The 15,167-nt window shown below is 71.8% G+C and carries 15 protein-coding genes; 7 read left to right on the forward strand and 8 right to left on the reverse strand.

What is annotated here, in order from left to right:
- Positions 1 to 31 precede the first annotated feature (31 nt).
- Positions 32 to 250, reverse strand: a complete 219-nt coding sequence (locus tag ACFVHV_RS29420) for a DUF397 domain-containing protein (protein WP_380354906.1) — start codon at positions 248 to 250, stop codon at positions 32 to 34.
- Between the two features lie 3 nt (positions 251 to 253).
- Positions 254 to 1,108 carry a helix-turn-helix domain-containing protein gene (locus ACFVHV_RS29425; protein ID WP_380354909.1) on the reverse strand — a complete coding sequence of 285 codons (855 nt, stop codon included), beginning with the start codon at positions 1,106 to 1,108 and terminating at the stop codon, positions 254 to 256.
- Positions 1,109 to 1,388: 280 nt separating this feature from the next.
- Between ACFVHV_RS29425 and ACFVHV_RS29430 the strand changes: the two genes are divergently transcribed.
- The 6 genes from ACFVHV_RS29430 (at position 1,389) to ACFVHV_RS29455 (ending at position 5,896) form a co-directional block, all read left to right on the forward strand.
- A complete protein-coding gene (locus ACFVHV_RS29430) occupies positions 1,389 to 1,778 on the forward strand; it encodes an ATP-binding protein (RefSeq protein ID WP_380354961.1) in 390 nt (129 codons plus the stop codon).
- Complete coding sequence (locus ACFVHV_RS29435; RefSeq protein WP_380354912.1) at positions 1,775 to 2,050, forward strand: hypothetical protein; 276 nt, start codon at positions 1,775 to 1,777, stop codon at positions 2,048 to 2,050. Before ACFVHV_RS29430 ends, ACFVHV_RS29435 begins: the two co-directional genes overlap by 4 nt.
- Positions 2,051 to 2,167: 117 nt before the next feature.
- The gene (locus ACFVHV_RS29440; protein WP_380354915.1) at positions 2,168 to 2,659 is read left to right on the forward strand and encodes a hypothetical protein; all 492 of its coding nucleotides are present in this window, start codon (positions 2,168 to 2,170) and stop codon (positions 2,657 to 2,659) included.
- A gap of 164 nt (positions 2,660 to 2,823) precedes the next feature.
- Positions 2,824 to 3,888, forward strand: coding sequence for a ferritin-like protein (locus tag ACFVHV_RS29445; protein WP_380354918.1), 1,065 nt, complete (start codon positions 2,824 to 2,826; stop codon positions 3,886 to 3,888).
- 78 nt (positions 3,889 to 3,966) lie between these two features.
- Positions 3,967 to 4,809, forward strand: a complete 843-nt coding sequence (locus ACFVHV_RS29450; protein ID WP_359908471.1) for a transcriptional regulator — start codon at positions 3,967 to 3,969, stop codon at positions 4,807 to 4,809.
- Positions 4,810 to 4,912: 103 nt separating this feature from the next.
- The gene (locus ACFVHV_RS29455; RefSeq protein ID WP_380354921.1) at positions 4,913 to 5,896 is read left to right on the forward strand and encodes an NAD-dependent epimerase/dehydratase family protein; all 984 of its coding nucleotides are present in this window, start codon (positions 4,913 to 4,915) and stop codon (positions 5,894 to 5,896) included.
- A gap of 90 nt (positions 5,897 to 5,986) precedes the next feature.
- Here the strand turns inward: ACFVHV_RS29455 and ACFVHV_RS29460 are convergent, their stop codons facing one another.
- The 5 genes from ACFVHV_RS29460 to ACFVHV_RS29480 form a co-directional block, all read right to left on the reverse strand.
- A complete protein-coding gene (locus ACFVHV_RS29460; RefSeq protein ID WP_359908466.1) occupies positions 5,987 to 6,880 on the reverse strand; it encodes a sugar ABC transporter permease in 894 nt (297 codons plus the stop codon).
- Entirely contained in the window at positions 6,877 to 8,493 is a 1,617-nt protein-coding gene (locus tag ACFVHV_RS29465) for an ABC transporter permease subunit (RefSeq protein WP_359908463.1), read from the reverse strand. The genes ACFVHV_RS29460 and ACFVHV_RS29465 overlap by 4 nt, the downstream gene beginning before the upstream one ends.
- Positions 8,494 to 8,676: 183 nt before the next feature.
- On the reverse strand, positions 8,677 to 9,987 hold the full coding sequence (locus tag ACFVHV_RS29470) for an extracellular solute-binding protein (RefSeq protein WP_380354923.1): 1,311 nt from the start codon (positions 9,985 to 9,987) through the stop codon (positions 8,677 to 8,679).
- Between the two features lie 94 nt (positions 9,988 to 10,081).
- On the reverse strand, positions 10,082 to 11,443 hold the full coding sequence (locus tag ACFVHV_RS29475) for an alpha/beta hydrolase (RefSeq protein ID WP_380354926.1): 1,362 nt from the start codon (positions 11,441 to 11,443) through the stop codon (positions 10,082 to 10,084).
- Positions 11,440 to 13,248 (reverse strand): glycoside hydrolase family 13 protein, encoded by a 1,809-nt coding sequence (locus tag ACFVHV_RS29480; RefSeq protein ID WP_380354929.1) that lies wholly within the window; start codon positions 13,246 to 13,248, stop codon positions 11,440 to 11,442. Before ACFVHV_RS29480 ends, ACFVHV_RS29475 begins: the two co-directional genes overlap by 4 nt.
- Positions 13,249 to 13,400: 152 nt before the next feature.
- On the opposite strand from ACFVHV_RS29480, the gene ACFVHV_RS29485 reads away from it, so the two are divergent.
- Complete coding sequence (locus ACFVHV_RS29485; RefSeq protein WP_380354931.1) at positions 13,401 to 14,447, forward strand: LacI family DNA-binding transcriptional regulator; 1,047 nt, start codon at positions 13,401 to 13,403, stop codon at positions 14,445 to 14,447.
- Positions 14,448 to 14,504: 57 nt separating this feature from the next.
- On the opposite strand, the gene def is transcribed toward ACFVHV_RS29485, so the two are convergent.
- The gene (gene def / locus ACFVHV_RS29490; protein ID WP_359908449.1) at positions 14,505 to 15,146 is read right to left on the reverse strand and encodes a peptide deformylase; all 642 of its coding nucleotides are present in this window, start codon (positions 15,144 to 15,146) and stop codon (positions 14,505 to 14,507) included.
- Between the last annotated feature and the right edge of the window lie 21 nt (positions 15,147 to 15,167).

Below are 15,167 nucleotides of genomic sequence, written 5' to 3' on the forward strand. Positions count from 1 at the left end.
GGCCACAGCCGTGCGGGGCACCTCTGTCGGTTCAGAGGGACGGAAACTCCCCGCCCTTGATCCCGGCGAGGAAGGACGACCAAGCCTCAGCCGCGAACAACAGAGCTGGCCCGTCCGGTTCCTTCGAGTCCCGGACAGGAACGGCACCAGGCAGGCCAACAGCCACCTCAACGCACTCGCTCTGCGCACCCGAGAACGAAGACTTGTGCCACTCAAGTCCTGCGACACCTTCTGGCGAGAACTCGCTCACGATCTAGACCTTCTCACTCGCGATGCGCTCGATGAGCGCGATCGATTCATTGCGGGGCAGGGACTCCGCCAGGGCGCGGCGGAACAGGTTCGCGTACTTGAAAACTTCGTCCGGCTCCTCGATGTACAGAGTGCTGAGGAGGCTGTCGACGTACACCACGTCGGTCTCGGCCACCTCCGGAAAGCTGAGGATGGTGACCGGCCCGAAGAGCGCGGCGTGGATCTCCGATGCCTCCGGCAGGATCTGAACGTTGATGTTCGGACTTTCGGAGGAAGCCGCGAGGGATCGAAGCTGCTCGCGCATCACCGACGGCCCACCGACCTGATGCCTGAGCGCTGACTCCGAGAGCACGGCCCATACCGTCATCGGCGTATCCCTCGCCAGAACCGAGCGACGCTCTTGGCGAACCTTCGTCAGAGTCTCGATCTGCTCAGACGTCGCATCCTCTATCTGCGCTCTCACAACAGCCCTGGTGTAGTCCTCGGTCTGCAGGATCCCCGGCACCAGAAGAGTCTGGATGCTGTACATGTCCGACGCATCGGACTCCAAGGCAATGTAGTCGGCATACAGCGGCGACAACGCCTCCGAGTAGCGATCCCACCAGCCACGCAGGCGGCCTTCACGCGACAGAATCTCCAGCCGGCCTCTGGTCTCCGGGTCCTTCACCCCGTACAGGTCGAGCAGCAGCCGGAGATCCACCAATCGAATCCCGGACTGCGCAGCCTCGATGCGGCTGATCTTGCTCTCGGCGCACGCAAGATGCCGAGCCGACTGAGCAATCGTCAGATCGGCATCTCCCCGCAATTCCTTGAGCGTTCGAGCCAGCCGACGCTGCCGAACAGTCGGGTTCTTGTTCACGGGCACCGTCGCGACCTCCCCACTTCTGTGAGCTGTCAGTCTGCCTCCCCTCGGCATCGGCAACAATCCTTGATCACTTCCAAAGTGGGGACTTGCACTTTAGAAGCCCCCAGGAGCACGCTACTCAACGTATCTCGCTAGTCGACACATCGTGATCACAGCGGGCTGCTCACCGGGCATCCCCATGCCCTCTTCAGCCACTCTCACCTGCACACTCCATAGGTGGCCCCGCCATGCCTGAAGACCTCTCCCCCTCCCCCATCCCCGCCGAGCGGACCTGCTGGTTGCCCCGGCATCGCAAGCCCCCCGTGCCGCCCGCTGGGAGCTCCACGACTTCCTCCTCCCCCACCCCTCCGGCGAACTCCTCGTCTTCACCGGTGAATTGCTGGTCAGCGAGCTGGTCACCAACGCCGTCCGGCACGCCCGCGCCCCGCGTGACCGGCTGATCTTCATCCGCTTCCAGCTCTCCCCGGACGACACCCTCCGCATCGAGGTGCACGACGCCAACAGCGAGAAGCCCTCCCTCCGGCCCGGCTCCACCTCCGCCGAAACCGGCCGGGGCCTGCGGCTCGTCCAGCAGCTGGCCACCCAGTGGGGCTGCTGCCCGCGCGAGGGCGGCATCGGAAAGTTCGTCTGGTGCCACATCTCCCCCGAGGCGGACGCCGCGTGAGCGCCGTCCGGGCCGGGATCGCCGGCATCATGCTCCCCGCCGACTTCCCCAGCCTCGACCACGCCCTCCCCGTCCTCTGGGAGCGCGTCCGCGAGCTCCCCATCCGCGAGGCCCACCGCGACTTCATCCGGATCTGCATCGGGCCGGGCGGCGGCCAGGGCGTCGCCAACCGCCTCTCCCGCAACGACTCCTGGAGCGTCACCCTCTACGTCGGCGAGATGACCGACTGGACCTCCCACCTGATCACCGTCACCACCACCCCGCAGCCCTGAGCTCCCCCGCCGCCGCCCGGCGTTCACGCCGGGCGGCGGCGATTGCCCGGGTGCGTGCCGTCACGCCCGCCACCCTTCGCCCGGCCATGAACTATCGAATCTGCTACGGTCGTACGCATGACGAAAGAAATCGGCGCCCAGTCCGCCGCGACCGAGCTCCGGATGCCCCTCGACACCAAGGTGGTCGTCTGGGTCTTCTGCGGCGCGGTCGGCGCCGGCCTCGGCTTCGCCGTCCCGTGGCTGCTCCAGTTCGCCGCCCGGCACCCGATCCCCTACGCGGACACCGTGCGGTTCCTGGGCTCGTTCTCCTCCCCGGCCATGGTGATCGGACGGCCGGTGGCGCTCGCCGCCGTCGGCCTCGTGATCGGGCTCTTCGTCACCTACCACGCCGCCGCGCTGCGGATCTCGGACGAGAGCATCACCATCGTCGAGGGCGACGACAGCCGGGTGATCACCCGCGACCAGGTCGGCGGCGTCTTCCGTCACGGCGGCAAGGTGCGGATCGAGTCACCGGTCGGGCGCGTCCTCTTCGACGACGACGTCGAGGGCGGGAAGGCGGCCATCGCCTCGGCCTTCCGCCGCCACGGCTATCCCTGGGAAGGCGCGTGATCGAGCACCGAGGTGCTCCTGCCCGGCCGGCGCCGGGCAGGAGCACCTCGGGCGAGACGCGACATCCGTCCGGATGAACTCCTCGGCCGCACCGACGGCATGCGTCCGCGCGCGATCCGCCTCCGGCTACGGTCCGGCGCACAGCCGAACGAAAGGTGACCAGCGTGACGACCGGAATCCTGGACTACGAGAGCGACGCGATCGTCCAGCTCATGAACATCTCCGAGGAGGACTGGACCGAGCAGGAGCTCAAGGACGCGCTCCAGCGGGCGATCATGCTGGAGCTCTCCACCATCCCGCCCTACGCCACCGCGCTCTGGTCGATCACGAGCCAGGACAACACCCAGCCCGTCCGCCACACGATCCGGGAGATCGTCTTCGACGAGATGTCGCACTTCGGCCTGGTCTGCAACATGCTCACCAGCATCGGCGGCACCGTCGTCCTGACCGACCCCGCCACCGTCCCGAAGTACCCGGGCGAGCTGCCCGGCGGGGTCAACCCGGGGCTGATCGTCTCCCTCGGCGGGCTGACCAGGGAGTCGGCGGGCCTCTTCGCCGACATCGAGAAGCCCGAGAACCCGCTCGCGTTCGCCGCCGACGGCAACACGATCGGCGCCTTCTACCAGCGCATCGCCGATGTCTTCCCGAGGTTCGCGCACCTGCTCACCGGCCGGAACCAGGTGACGTTCCCGCTGGGGTCGCAGCACGGCGCCGGCAACAACATCGTCGCGATGAACACCCTGGACGACGTGCTGAAGGCGATCGACGTCATCCGGACCCAGGGCGAGGGCACCGATGTCTCGCCCGACAACCCCTTCCCCGGCCCTCCTGGCGAACTCGCCCACTACTACGCGTTCAAGGAGATCGCCGTCGGCAGGAAGCTGGTCGAGAACCCCGCGACGGGGAGGTTCGAGTTCACCGGCCCCGACGTACCGCTCCCGGACACCTCGCCGGTCGCCCGTGTTCCCGCCGGCGGCTGGGCCAACGACCCCGCCAACGCGCCCGACCAGCCCACCGCCTCCGCACTGCACGACTTCAACACGTCCTACAGCGCCATGCTGACGTCCCTCGAACACGCCTGGGGCGGCAACGGGAACGAGCTCTTCGACGCGATCGGGCACATGAGCGATCTGGGCGACGCCGCACGGGTGATCAACGCCATCAAGCTCCCCGCCGATCCCCACCTCACCTACGGCCCGGAGTGGCTCTTCGTCCAGCAGGGGTCCTGAGCCGACGCCGGCGGCCGGTGTGGCAGATTGACCGGACGGCCCCGCCCCGGGGCTCGTGATCGAGAACCGAGGTCTTCCGTGTCCGCAGACAAAGCCGCGCCGCGAACGGTCGTCGAGGCCTGCTTCGATCCGCAGGGCACGGCCTCGCTCGACTACGTCTACGACGTCGCCGCGGCGGTCGGCCTGTCGGACCAGCCGGTGCGGCTGGCCGTCCGCCGGCTGGAGGCGGCGGGCGTCCTGCGGCAGGAGGGGCGGGGCCGCAAGGGCCGGCTCGTGCTGACCGACGCGGGCAGGCTCCGCTCGGACATGGACGTCCGGTTCGTCGCGCTCGCCTACGCGCAGGACGCCGGCCTCGCCCCCTGGGACGGGCTCTGGCGCCTCTACACCTTCTCCGTCCCCGAGCGGCACCGGTCGGAGCGCGACGCCCTGCGGGCCGCGCTGACCCGGCTCGGTGCCGTGCCGCTCGCGCCCGGCGCCTACGTGAGCCCGCACGACCTCCTCGACGAACTCACCGCCGAGGCCTCGGCGGCGACGGTCGGCGCCTACCTGATCACGGCGGAGGCCACCCGCCTGACCGGTCCGGGCTTCACCGACCCCGCCTCCACCGCGGAGCACCTGTGGCCCTCGGCCGAGACGGTCGAGGCCTACCGGCCCCTCGCCGACGTGCTCGCCGCGGATCCCCTCGGCCCCGACCTCGGCTCCGTCGAACTCGTCGCCGTCGCGCTGCGGCTGGCCGAGGCCTTCACCCACGCCCTGGAGCGCGACCCGCTCCTCCCTCCGGAGCTGCGGCCCGCCCCCTGGCTCCCGTCCCGGATCCGGCGCGACTTCCACGAGGCCTGGACCACGATCCGCGGCCGTACCCCCGACCTCTCGCTCTTCCGTGCCTTCGACACCGGGCCGACGGCCGCCCAGCGGGCCTGAACTCCACCCCGGGACAAACCCCGCTCGCCCGATATTCACCCGGACGGACGCGAATTCGAATTCCCGGATCGCCCATATGTTCTAGGCCTGATATATCGATTACATGCTCGAAGAATACGACAAGGTATTGGTGTCGGGCGGATTGGGTTTCGTCGGAAGGCACCTGACCAGCGCTCTTCTCTTCCTGGGGAAAGAGGTGTCGATCATCGACAACGCCCGGACGGCCACGAGCATCTCGGCGCCGTCCGGGACCACCCTGCACCTGCTGGACATCCGCGAGGTCGACGCCGTCGCCGCGGCCGTGGACGACGCGGACCTGGTCTTCCACGTCGCCGCGAACGCGAACGGCACGTTGTCGGTGACGCAGCCGCGCCTCGACTTCGAGATCAACGCACTCGGCACGCTGATCTTCGCCGAGGCCCTCCTCAAGGCGCCCGTCCGTCGGGTCGTCTACGTCTCGTCCGCGTCCGTCTACGGAACGCCCCGGAAATTCCCCATGGACGAGGACCACCCGACCCGCCCCTTCGTGCCGTACGGCGCGTCCAAACTCAGCGGCGAGATCACCTGCCTGGCACTCCACCGCGCCTGCGGCCTCCCGGTGGTGGTCGGCCGCCCCTTCTGCGTCTACGGACCGGGGGAGAACCCGCACGAGGCGATGGTCGAGGTCGGCCGCTTCCTGCGCTGGCACCTCAACCACCGACCCATCCAGATCGTGGGCGACATCGACCGGAAGACCCGCGACTTCGTCCATGTCACCGACCTGGTCCAGGGGTTGCTGACGATCGCCGACCGGGCCGACCTGGGCGAGGTGTTCAACATCGGCTCCGGCACGGAGGTGTCGATGCGCGAGCTCGTCGACACGATCGGGGAGGCCACCGGCAAGACGCCCGAGGTCAGCGTGATCCCGGAGATCGAGGACGACACCTACCGGCTGGTCGGCGACATCTCCAAGCTCCAGGGCCTGGGATACCGGCCGTCGGTCTCGCTGGTCGAGGGGGTGCGCGACCTGGCCGACCACCTCGGCGCGAATCCGGAACTCCCCGGCAGCCCGACCATCTTCTCCCGCGGCCAGCACGGCGAATCCTGATCCGCCGCCCGCACGGGACCCCCTGTGCGGGACCCACCACCCCGCCCCGGACGTCGTCGGCGTCCGGGGCGGCGGGCCGGCCACCCGCGCTCAGCCCTTGACCGATCCCGCGGTCAGCCCCTGGGCCAGGTAGCGCTGGAGGAACTGGTAGACCACGATCACCGGCAGCGAGGTCACCAGCGCACCGGCGGCGAACAGGCCGTAGTTCTGGTCCTGTTGGCCGGAGATGATCCCGTAGAGGCCGACCGCGACCGTCTTGGAGTCGTTCGAGGTCAGGAAGATGTTCGCGAGGATCACGTCGTTGAGCGCGGCGGTCAGCGACAGGATGGAGATCACCACCAGCATCGGCGCGGCGAGCGGCAGGATCAGCCGGAAGAAGATCTGGGCGTGCCCGGCGCCGTCCACCTTGGCGGCCTCGTCGATCTCGCGCGGGATGGTGTCCAGGTAGCCCTTCATCAGCCAGGTGTTCACCCCCATCGCGCCGCCGAGGTAGACCAGCACCAGGCCCCACGGGGTGTCCAGGCCGATCGCCGGCAGCACGTCGCCGATCTTCGCGAACATCAGGTAGAGCGAGATCACCGCGAGGAACTGCGGGAACATCTGCACCAGGAAGACCGCCATCAGCCCGAACCGCCGCCCCCGGAAGCGGAACCGCGAGAAGGCGTACGCGGCCAGCACCCCGAGCAGCACGTTGAGCACCGCGAAGGTGCCGCAGACCAGCGCGGTGTTCCCCAGCCACCGGGCGAACGGGTACTGCCCGTCGGTGAAGAGCGCGGTGAAGTTGGCGAGCGAGGCGTGCCGGGGCAGCAGGGTGGACGACTGGAGCGTGCCGAGCGGGTTGAGCGCGGCGGAGAGCACGAACAGCAGCGGGAACAGCGCGAAGCAGACGGCGAGTACGGCGATCAGGTGCCGCCAGCCGAAGCGGCGCAGCCAGCGCGCGGCAGCGGTGCCGGTGGTGCCGGTGGTACCGGACGTGGCGGTCATGCGTTCAGCTCCTCAAGGGCGCGGGTGCGGCGGAAGCCCACCAGCGTGATCAGCCCGACCAGCAGGAAGATGACGATGGACAGCGCGGCGGCGAAGCCGTACTGGGCGCCCTGCCCGCCGAAGGCCAGCCGGTAGGTGTAGCTGATCAGGATGTCGGTGGAGCCGGCCGTGCCGCCCGCGCCGTCGAACGGCCCGCCGCCGGTGAGCAGTTGGATGGCGTTGAAGTTGTTGAAGTTGAAGGCGAAGGACGAGATCAGCACCGGTGCGGCGGCGACCAGCAGCAGCGGGAAGGTGACCGCCCGGAACGCCCGCCACGGCCCGGCGCCGTCGATCCGGGCGGCCTCGTTGAGCTCGGCGGGCATCGCCTGCAGCACGCCGGTGCAGATCAGCAGCATGTTGGGGAAGCCGAGCCAGAGGCTGGTGAGCACCACCGCGAACCGGGCGCTCCAGGCCTCGCCCAGCCAGTCGATCCGGGTGTGCAGCAGTTGGTTGAGCAGCCCGAAGTCCCGGTTGTACATGCTCTGCCAGATCAGGATGCCGATGAACGCGGGCATCGCGTACGGCAGCAGCATCAGCGAGCGGTAGACCCGCTGCCCGCGCAGCCGCGGGTGGTGCAGGGTGAGCGCGAGGCCGAGGCCGAGGGCGAAGGACGCGCCGGTGGAGAGCAGGGCGAAGCCGAAGGTCCAGGCGAGCACGCCGAGGAAGGGGCCGCGGATGGCGGGGCTGGTGAGCACGGCGGTGAAGTTGGCGAAGCCGACGGTGCGGTGCCAGCCGGTGGGCAGGGTCCGCCCGGAGCCGTCGGCGGCGGTGTACCGGCCGTCCTCCGGGTGGTAGACGGTGCCGTCGCGGGTGTCGGTGAGGGTGTCGGCCGCCCGGTCGTGGACGAGGGTGGGCCGGGCGGTGGTGGCCATCGACAGCCCCTGGCTCACCAGGAAGGCACCGTCCACCGGCACCCGCAGGCCGGTCAGCTCGGCGGAGCGGGCGTTGACCTGGCCGAAGGTGAGCAGCTTCAGTCCGGGGGCGGAGGTGACCCGGCCGTCCGGTCCGGCGACCGTCCCGGCGGGGGCGGGGGCGAGGCCGCTCGCGGTGCCGGCCGACACCTGCCCGGTGTCGGGATCGGTGAGCAGCAGCACCAGCGGGCCGCCGTCCGGTCCGGTGGCGACGGTGAGCGCGTACGAGGGGCTGCCGGGAACGGGCTCGACGGAGTGCTCGACGAGGCTGCGGACCGCCTGGTCCTTGGTGAGGAGGTGGCCGTCGCCGTAGTCGGTGAAGGAGATGGCGACGATGTACAGCACGGGGTAGGCCACGAACGCGAGGAAGAGCCCGGTGGCGGGCAGCAGGTACTTGGCGGGCAGCCGGCGCGGCGAGAGGTAGGTCCAGAACGTCGCGCCGACGGCCGCGGCCAGCACGCCGAGCGCGGCCCAGTGCCCGCCGTCGTACAGCCGGGGCGCCGCGTAGAGGGCGAGGGCGGCGACGGCGGCCAGCAGGGAGGTCCTCGCCACGAGCGCGGTGACGGCGCCCGAGCGGCGGGGGGCCCGGCGGGGCGGGCGGTCCGGGGCGGCGGCGGAGTCGTCGTCCGGGCGCCTGCTGTCCTGAAGGGTGGGGGAGGTCATGGGTGGTCCCTGGTCCGGAGGGCGCCCGGAGGTGGTGGCCGTCCGGGTGGCGGCACGCGTGCGGAGGGCTCGGCACACGGGGGCTGGGTGCACGGAGGCCCGGCACACGGGGGCTCGGTACGGGAGTTCGGTGTACGGGAGTTCGGTGTACGGGGTGTACGGGGGTTCGGAAGGGCCGGGGCCTCAGCGGGCGGAGCCCAGGGCGGCCCGGATGGCCTCGCCGGCCTGCTTCATGGTCGTGGCCGGGTCGGCACCGGCCACGATGTTCGCCTCGGCCTGGCCGAGCGGCCCCCAGATCGCGTTCATCGCGGGGATCGTCGGCAGCGGCTGCCCGCCCGCCCCGGCGGCGGCGAGGGCGCCGATGTCGGGGTCGGTCGCGGACGCCCGGGCGAGCGCGGAGGTCAGCGCCGGCGGCTCCGGCGAGGCCTGGTAGAGCGCCAGCTGGCCCGACTCGGAGCCGATCTCGCGCAGCAGGAACTCCTGGGCCAGCGGCACGTTCCTGGCCTTGGCGGACAGGTAGAAGCTCTGCACCCCGATGAACGGCCGGGCCTGGCCCTTGCCCGCCCAGCCGGGCACCGGCGAGATCGCGTAGGGCAGCCCGGACTGCTTGAGCTGGCCCAACGCCCAGGGGCCTGCCACCAGGAACGGCGTCTTGCGCTCGGTGAACAGCGCGATGGCGTTGGTGTCCACCGAGCGGTTGAACAGCGCGCTGCCCTTCTCCCCGTACTGCTTGAACAGCTCGCCGGCCGCGATCGAGCCCGGCCCGCCGACCCCGAGGTCGGCGGTGTCGTAGCCGCCGTCCGCCTTGGTGCCGAACAGGTAGCCGCCGGCCGAGGTGAACAGCGGCTGCAGCGCGTACGCGTTGCCCTGCTGGCCGATCGGCAGGGCGAGCGGGACGTCGCTGCGGCCGGCCTTGACGGCGCCCTGCCCGGCGGCGGCGAGGTCCTCGAAGGTGGCGGGGGCGTCCGGGGCGAGTTCGGTGTTGCGGAACAGCACCAGGCTCTCGGTCGCGTAGGGCAGCCCGTACGGCCGGCCGTCGTGCTGCACGGCCTCCAGCGCGGCGGGCTCGAACGACACCTTCTGCGCCCCGGTGAGCGGAACGGGCGCGACGACGCCGTTCTGCACCAGGTTGCCCAGCCAGTCGGAGGCGCCCACCACCAGGTCGGGGCCCTTGCCCGCGTTGGTGGCCGAGACGTAGGCCTGCTGGGTGTTGACGGACTGCGGGACGACGGTGACCTTGACCCCGTGCTCCTTGCCGAACCGGTCGGCGACCGGCTGGAGGGCGGCGGCCTGCTGGGTCTGCGCCCAGATCACCAGATCGCCCTCCGCGGCCGGGATCGGCGGGTCGGTCATCGGTCCCCCCGGGGCGCCGCCCGCGGCGGATGAGCCGGCGGCCGGGGTGCCGGTGGACGGCGTGCCGGCGGGCGAGGTGCCGCCGCAGGCCGTGACCAGCAGGGCGAGGACGCCGAGAGCGGCGTGTCTGCGGTAGCGCATCGTCCGAGACTCCTTCGTCTGGGAGGGGGTGGGGCCGGGCCCCGGGGCGGGTGGGGCCCGGACCCCGGGGTGGGGCCGGGCCCGGGAGGGCGGGTCAGATGCCGTCCGCCGGGCGGTGCCAGCGGTCGACGGTGAGGTCGAGGCGGGTGTCCCGGTCGACGGTGAGCGGGTGCACGACCCGCAGGCCGTCCTCGTCGACGGCGTCCAGGCCCCAGCCGCGGGAGACGCCGCCGTCGAAGCCGGTGCCGCGCGGGACGGCGATCCGGCCGCGGAAGCGCCCGGGGCCGTCGGGTCGGCAGGGCAGCGGGCCGAACATCACCGGCGCGTCGTCCGGGGTGCCGTCCGGCACGGTGACGACCACCTCCAGGACGGGCCGGGCCGGCAGCTCCGGCGCCACCTCGACCTCGGTGGGCGCGTCCAGCCCGTGCGCCCGGACGGTCACCGCGGTGCGGCCGGCGGCCAGCGGGCGCAGCAGCCCGTGCGGCAGGACGGCGGCGACCTCGGGCCGCTCCACCCGGTAGTCGGCCTCCAGTGCGGTGTACCGCACGCCGTCGGCCCGGACGGCGACCGGGTTGACGGCGCTCCAGGTCTCGCCGGGGGCGAGCCGCAGGTGCGCGGCGGCGGTGAGCGAGACGACCGGCGAGGCGGCACCGAACAGGTGCAGCAGCGCGTGCCGGGCGCGGGGACGCCAGGCGTCCTCGTGGTGGGGTGCCTGCGGGTCCTCGTAGTAGAGGAGGTCGGCGCCGCTGGTGTAGCCGGCCTCGTCGAGGAGCTGGACGGCCAGTTCCCTGGCCGGCCGGGCCAGGATCAGGCCCTCCCGGCCGCCGATGTCCAGCCAGAGCCGGCTGGGCCCGCGGCGGCGGTAGCGCTCGTACACCGACTTCTCGCCGAGGCCGGCCGGGTCGACGTGGGTGAGGAACGGGGAGAGGACGGCGGCCAGGCCGAACACCTCGGGGCGGCGGAAGGCCATGTGGTAGGCGACCAGGCCGCCCATCGAGGAGCCCATCACCGCGGTGTGCTCCGGCCCGGTCCTGGTCCGGTAGCGGGCGTCGACGAACGGCTTGACCTCGTCGACCAGGAACGCCTCGTAGCGGTGGCCCTTGAGCGGGGTGCCGGGGGTGCGCCAGTACTCGGCGACGTGCGAGTACTCGGTGCCGCGCTCGGCGCCGGCGTTGGGCACGCCGACCGCGATCAGCTCGGGTATCAGGCCCTCGGCGTAGAGCTGCTCCAGCGTCCGGTCCAGCGCCCAGGTGGGCCGCTGTCCCTGGTCGAAGACCTGCTGGCCGTCCTGGAGGTAGAGCACCGGGTAGTCGGCGTCCGGGTTCTCGTCGTAGCCGGGCGGCAGGTGGACCAGGAGGTCCCGTTCGTTGCCGAGCTGTTCGGAGCGGAAGCCCGGGACGCGTTCGGTCCGGCCGCGGCGCACGGCGGCGGCGGTCCCCGCGGTGGAGGTGCTCATCGGGCCACCGACCAGACGTGCACGGCCGGGCCCTCGGCGGGCAGGTCGCGGCCGGGGACGAGCTGCGGCCCGCCGAGAAGGTGGGTGGCGTGCCACTCCCCCGCCACCGGCGGGTGGTCGGCCCGGCTGATCTGCACCAGGATCCGCTCCTGGTCGTCCTCGCGCTCGAACAGCAGGACGTCGCGCTCGGCGAGCAGCCAGCGCAGCCCGCCGCCGCCGAGCGCGCTGTGGCCGCGGCGCAGCCGGATCAGCTCGCGGTAGGTGCGGTAGGTGTGCTGGTCCCAGGCGGACTCGTCCCAGGGGAAGGGCTTGCGGCCCTCCTCCAGGCCCTCGCCCACCACGCCGACCTCGTCGCCGGAGAACACCATCGGGGTGCCGGGCAGGGTGAACAGCAGGGCCGCGCCCAGCAGTTGGCGCTCGGGGCCGGCGAAGCTGCGGAACCGGGCGGTGTCGTGCGAGTCCAGCAGGGTGAGGTTGTGCACCCGGCTGCGCCAGGGCAGGGCGGCGCCGAACGCCGTCATGGTGGCCCGCAGTTGGGCGCCGCTGTAGTCGGGGATCGGCCCGGGCACCGCCCAGAAGTCCTTCTGGTCGTGCCGTTCGGCGAGCCAGGCCCAGACCGGGCGGGTGAAGCCCGCGTAGCTCATGGTGCCCTGCCAGCCGTCGCCGCCCAGGGCGAGCGAGGCGTCGTGCTGGTGCTCGGCGAGCAGCACGGCGTCGGGGTTGGCGGCCCGTACGGTGGCGGCGGTGGTGGTGGCGACCAGGCGGTTGAGTTCGACCTCGCCGCGCCGGCCGGCCATCTGGGCCACGTCGACCCGCCAGCCGTCCAGGTGGAACGGCGCCTTGAGGTACTTGGCGACCACCGAGTCGGGGCCCTCGTAGAGGCGGCGGCGCAGTTCGGCCGAGCGGTGGTCGAAGGTCGGCAGGGTGCGCACGCCCAGGAAGGTGGCGTAGTCCTCGGGGCCGCCCTCGCCGAAGAAGTAGTAGCCGGCCTCGGGGCTGCCGGGGTCCCGCTGGGCGGTGCGGAACCACTCGTGGTCGCTGCCGGAGTGGTTGAGGGTGATGTCGCCGATCACCTTGATGCCGCGCCGGTGCGCCTCGGCGATCAGTGCGATCAGCGCCTCGTCGCCGCCGAGCGCCGGGTCGACGCGGTCGAAGGAGACGGCGTCGTAGCGGTGGTTGGAGCGGCCCTCGAAGAAGGGGGTGAGGTAGATGACGGTGGCGCCGAGGCGCTGGATGTGGTCGATCCTGCGGGCCACGCCCCAGAGGTCGCCGCCGTACATCTGCTGGAGGGCGGCGGCGTCGCCGGTGTGCAGCGGGGTGTCCCAGTCGGCCGGGCGGGCCCACTCGGCGAGCGGGGCGTCGCCGCCCCGGGCGTAGCGGTCGGGGAAGATCTGGTAGACCACCGCGTCGGCGGCCCAGGCCGGCGGGGCCGGGTGGGCGGTGAGGCGGAAGTCGGTGGCGTCCGGCAGGTCGTGGTCGTGCAGGCCCGCCGCGGTGAGCCAGCGTCCGCCGTCCGGGGTGTGCAGCCAGAACCGGTAGTTCATCTCCGGGTTGACCATCGTCAGGCCGACCCGCCACCAGTTCGCGTCGGCGTCGGTGCGGTCGGGCACGGCGGCCTCGAAGTGCGGTTCGCCGTCGGGGACGGAGCGCAGGAAGACCCGCTCCACCGGCTGGTCGGCCGGGACCCGGACCAGCAGGTCGACCTTCTGCCCGAGCCGGGGCGCGAGGTCGCCGACGTAGCGCGCGGAGCCGTCGTGGTGCGGCTGGTGGCGGGCGGCGAGGCGGTGGCTGCGGGCCGTGTCCATGGAGCTCCTCGGTCGGGCGAACAGGGTACTGGAGGGCGGCGTTCCGCTTACCGGGGCCGACGAGGGAACCGTAACGGCGATGAAACTGTTGCGCAATATGTTGCTAAGATTGTTTCAACAGCCTCGCCGACCCGCGGCCCGGGATTTGTAAGATGCAGGCTCGACCAGTCGGGAGGACCACATTGAGCGGCCCGTCACTACGGGACATCGCCGCCCGGGCAGGCGTCAGCGCCGCCTCGGTGAGCAGGGTGATCAACGACCGACCGGGTGTCTCCGACGACACCAGGCTCAAGGTCGCCGAGGCCATGCGGGAGCTCGGCTGGCAGCCCGACCAGGGCTACGACCCGCACCAGGGCGCGCTCATCGGCATCGTCGTCCCCGAACTCGACAACCCGGTCTTCCCCCTGCTCGCCTCCGCGATCGAGGTGCAGCTCGCCAAGCACGGCCTGACCGCCGTGGTCGGCACCTCCACCCGCCAGGGCACCGCCGAGCTGGGCTACATCGACGTCCTGCTGCGCAAGGGCGTCTCCGGGCTGGTCCTGGTCTCCGGCCGGCACGCCAACCCGCACGCCGACCACGGCTTCTACCGGCTGCTGCACGAACGCGGCATCCCGATGGTGCTGGTCAGCGGCCGGGTCGAGGGCCTGGCCGTACCCACCGTCGCCACCGACGAGGCGCTCGGCGCCCGGATCGCCGTCGCGCACCTGCGCGAACTCGGCCACCGGCGGATCGGACTGGCCGGCGGCCAGGGCTACCTGCGGCCCTCGATCAACCGCCTGGACGGCTACCGGCGCGCGATGCGCGAACTGCTCGGCGAGGAGGCCCCCGCCGACTGGTACGCCGAGTCCTCCTACTCGATCGCCGGCGGCGCCGCGGCCGCCCGCCAGCTGTTCGACGCGGGCGTCACCGCGATCGTCGCCGGCAGCGACCTGATGGCCCTCGGCGTCGCCCAGGCCGCCCGCGAGGCCGGCCGCTCGGTGCCGGGCGACCTCTCCGTGGTCGGCTACGACGACTGCTACCTGGCCGCCCACAGCAACCCGCCGCTGACCACCGTGCGCCAGCCGATCCAGGAGATGGCCGCGGCCGTCGCCGAGGCCCTGTGGCGCCAGCTGGAGGGGCACGGCGGCCAGGTCAGGGACTACCTGTTCAGCCCGGAGCTGGTCGCCCGCGAGTCCACCGGCCGGCTGCGGCACGGCTGACCCCACGCCGAGGGCCGGGACACCAGCGGTGTCCCGGCCCTCGCACGTACCGCACCGTCAGGCGTTCGACACCGTCGCGTACTTCGGGGTGCCCTCGGCCATCTGCTGCAGGGCGTCCTTGCGGTCCCGCTTCGACAGCTTGTCGATGTAGAGGGTGCCGTACAGGTGGTCGGTCTCGTGCTGGAGGCAGCGGGAGAAGAAGCCGGTGCCCTCGACGCGGATCGGCTTGCCGTCCTTGTCGACGCCGGTGACCGCGGCGAAGTCCGGGCGGGCCAGCTCCGCGTAGGCGGTGGGGACGGAGAGGCAGCCCTCGTTGCCGTCGTCCAGGACGCGGCGGCGGTCGGCCGGGTACTCCTCCAGCACCGGGTTGATCACGTGGCCGATGTGGCGCACGCCGTCGTCGTCCGGGCAGTCGTAGACGAAGACCTTGAGGTCGACGCCGATCTGGTTGGCGGCGAGGCCGACGCCCTCGGCGGCGTACATCGACTGGAACATGTCGTCGATCAGTGCGGACAGCTCGCCGTCGAAGACGGTGACGTCCTTGACCTCGCGGTGCAGCACCGGGTTGCCGACGACGGTGATCGGGCGCGCGGTGCCCTTGCTGAGGTCGGGCTCCTCACCGATCACCTTCACGGGCGTCTCGGGCGCCGTCCCCTCCACGTCGTGCTCGTGCTCGTGCTGCTCGGCCTGCTCCGCCATGTCTTCCGCTTCCGTCGGTGT

The sequence above is a fragment of the Kitasatospora sp. NPDC127116 genome, assembly GCF_042677365.1.
Classification (GTDB): Bacteria; Actinomycetota; Actinomycetes; order Streptomycetales; family Streptomycetaceae; genus Kitasatospora; species Kitasatospora lactacystinica.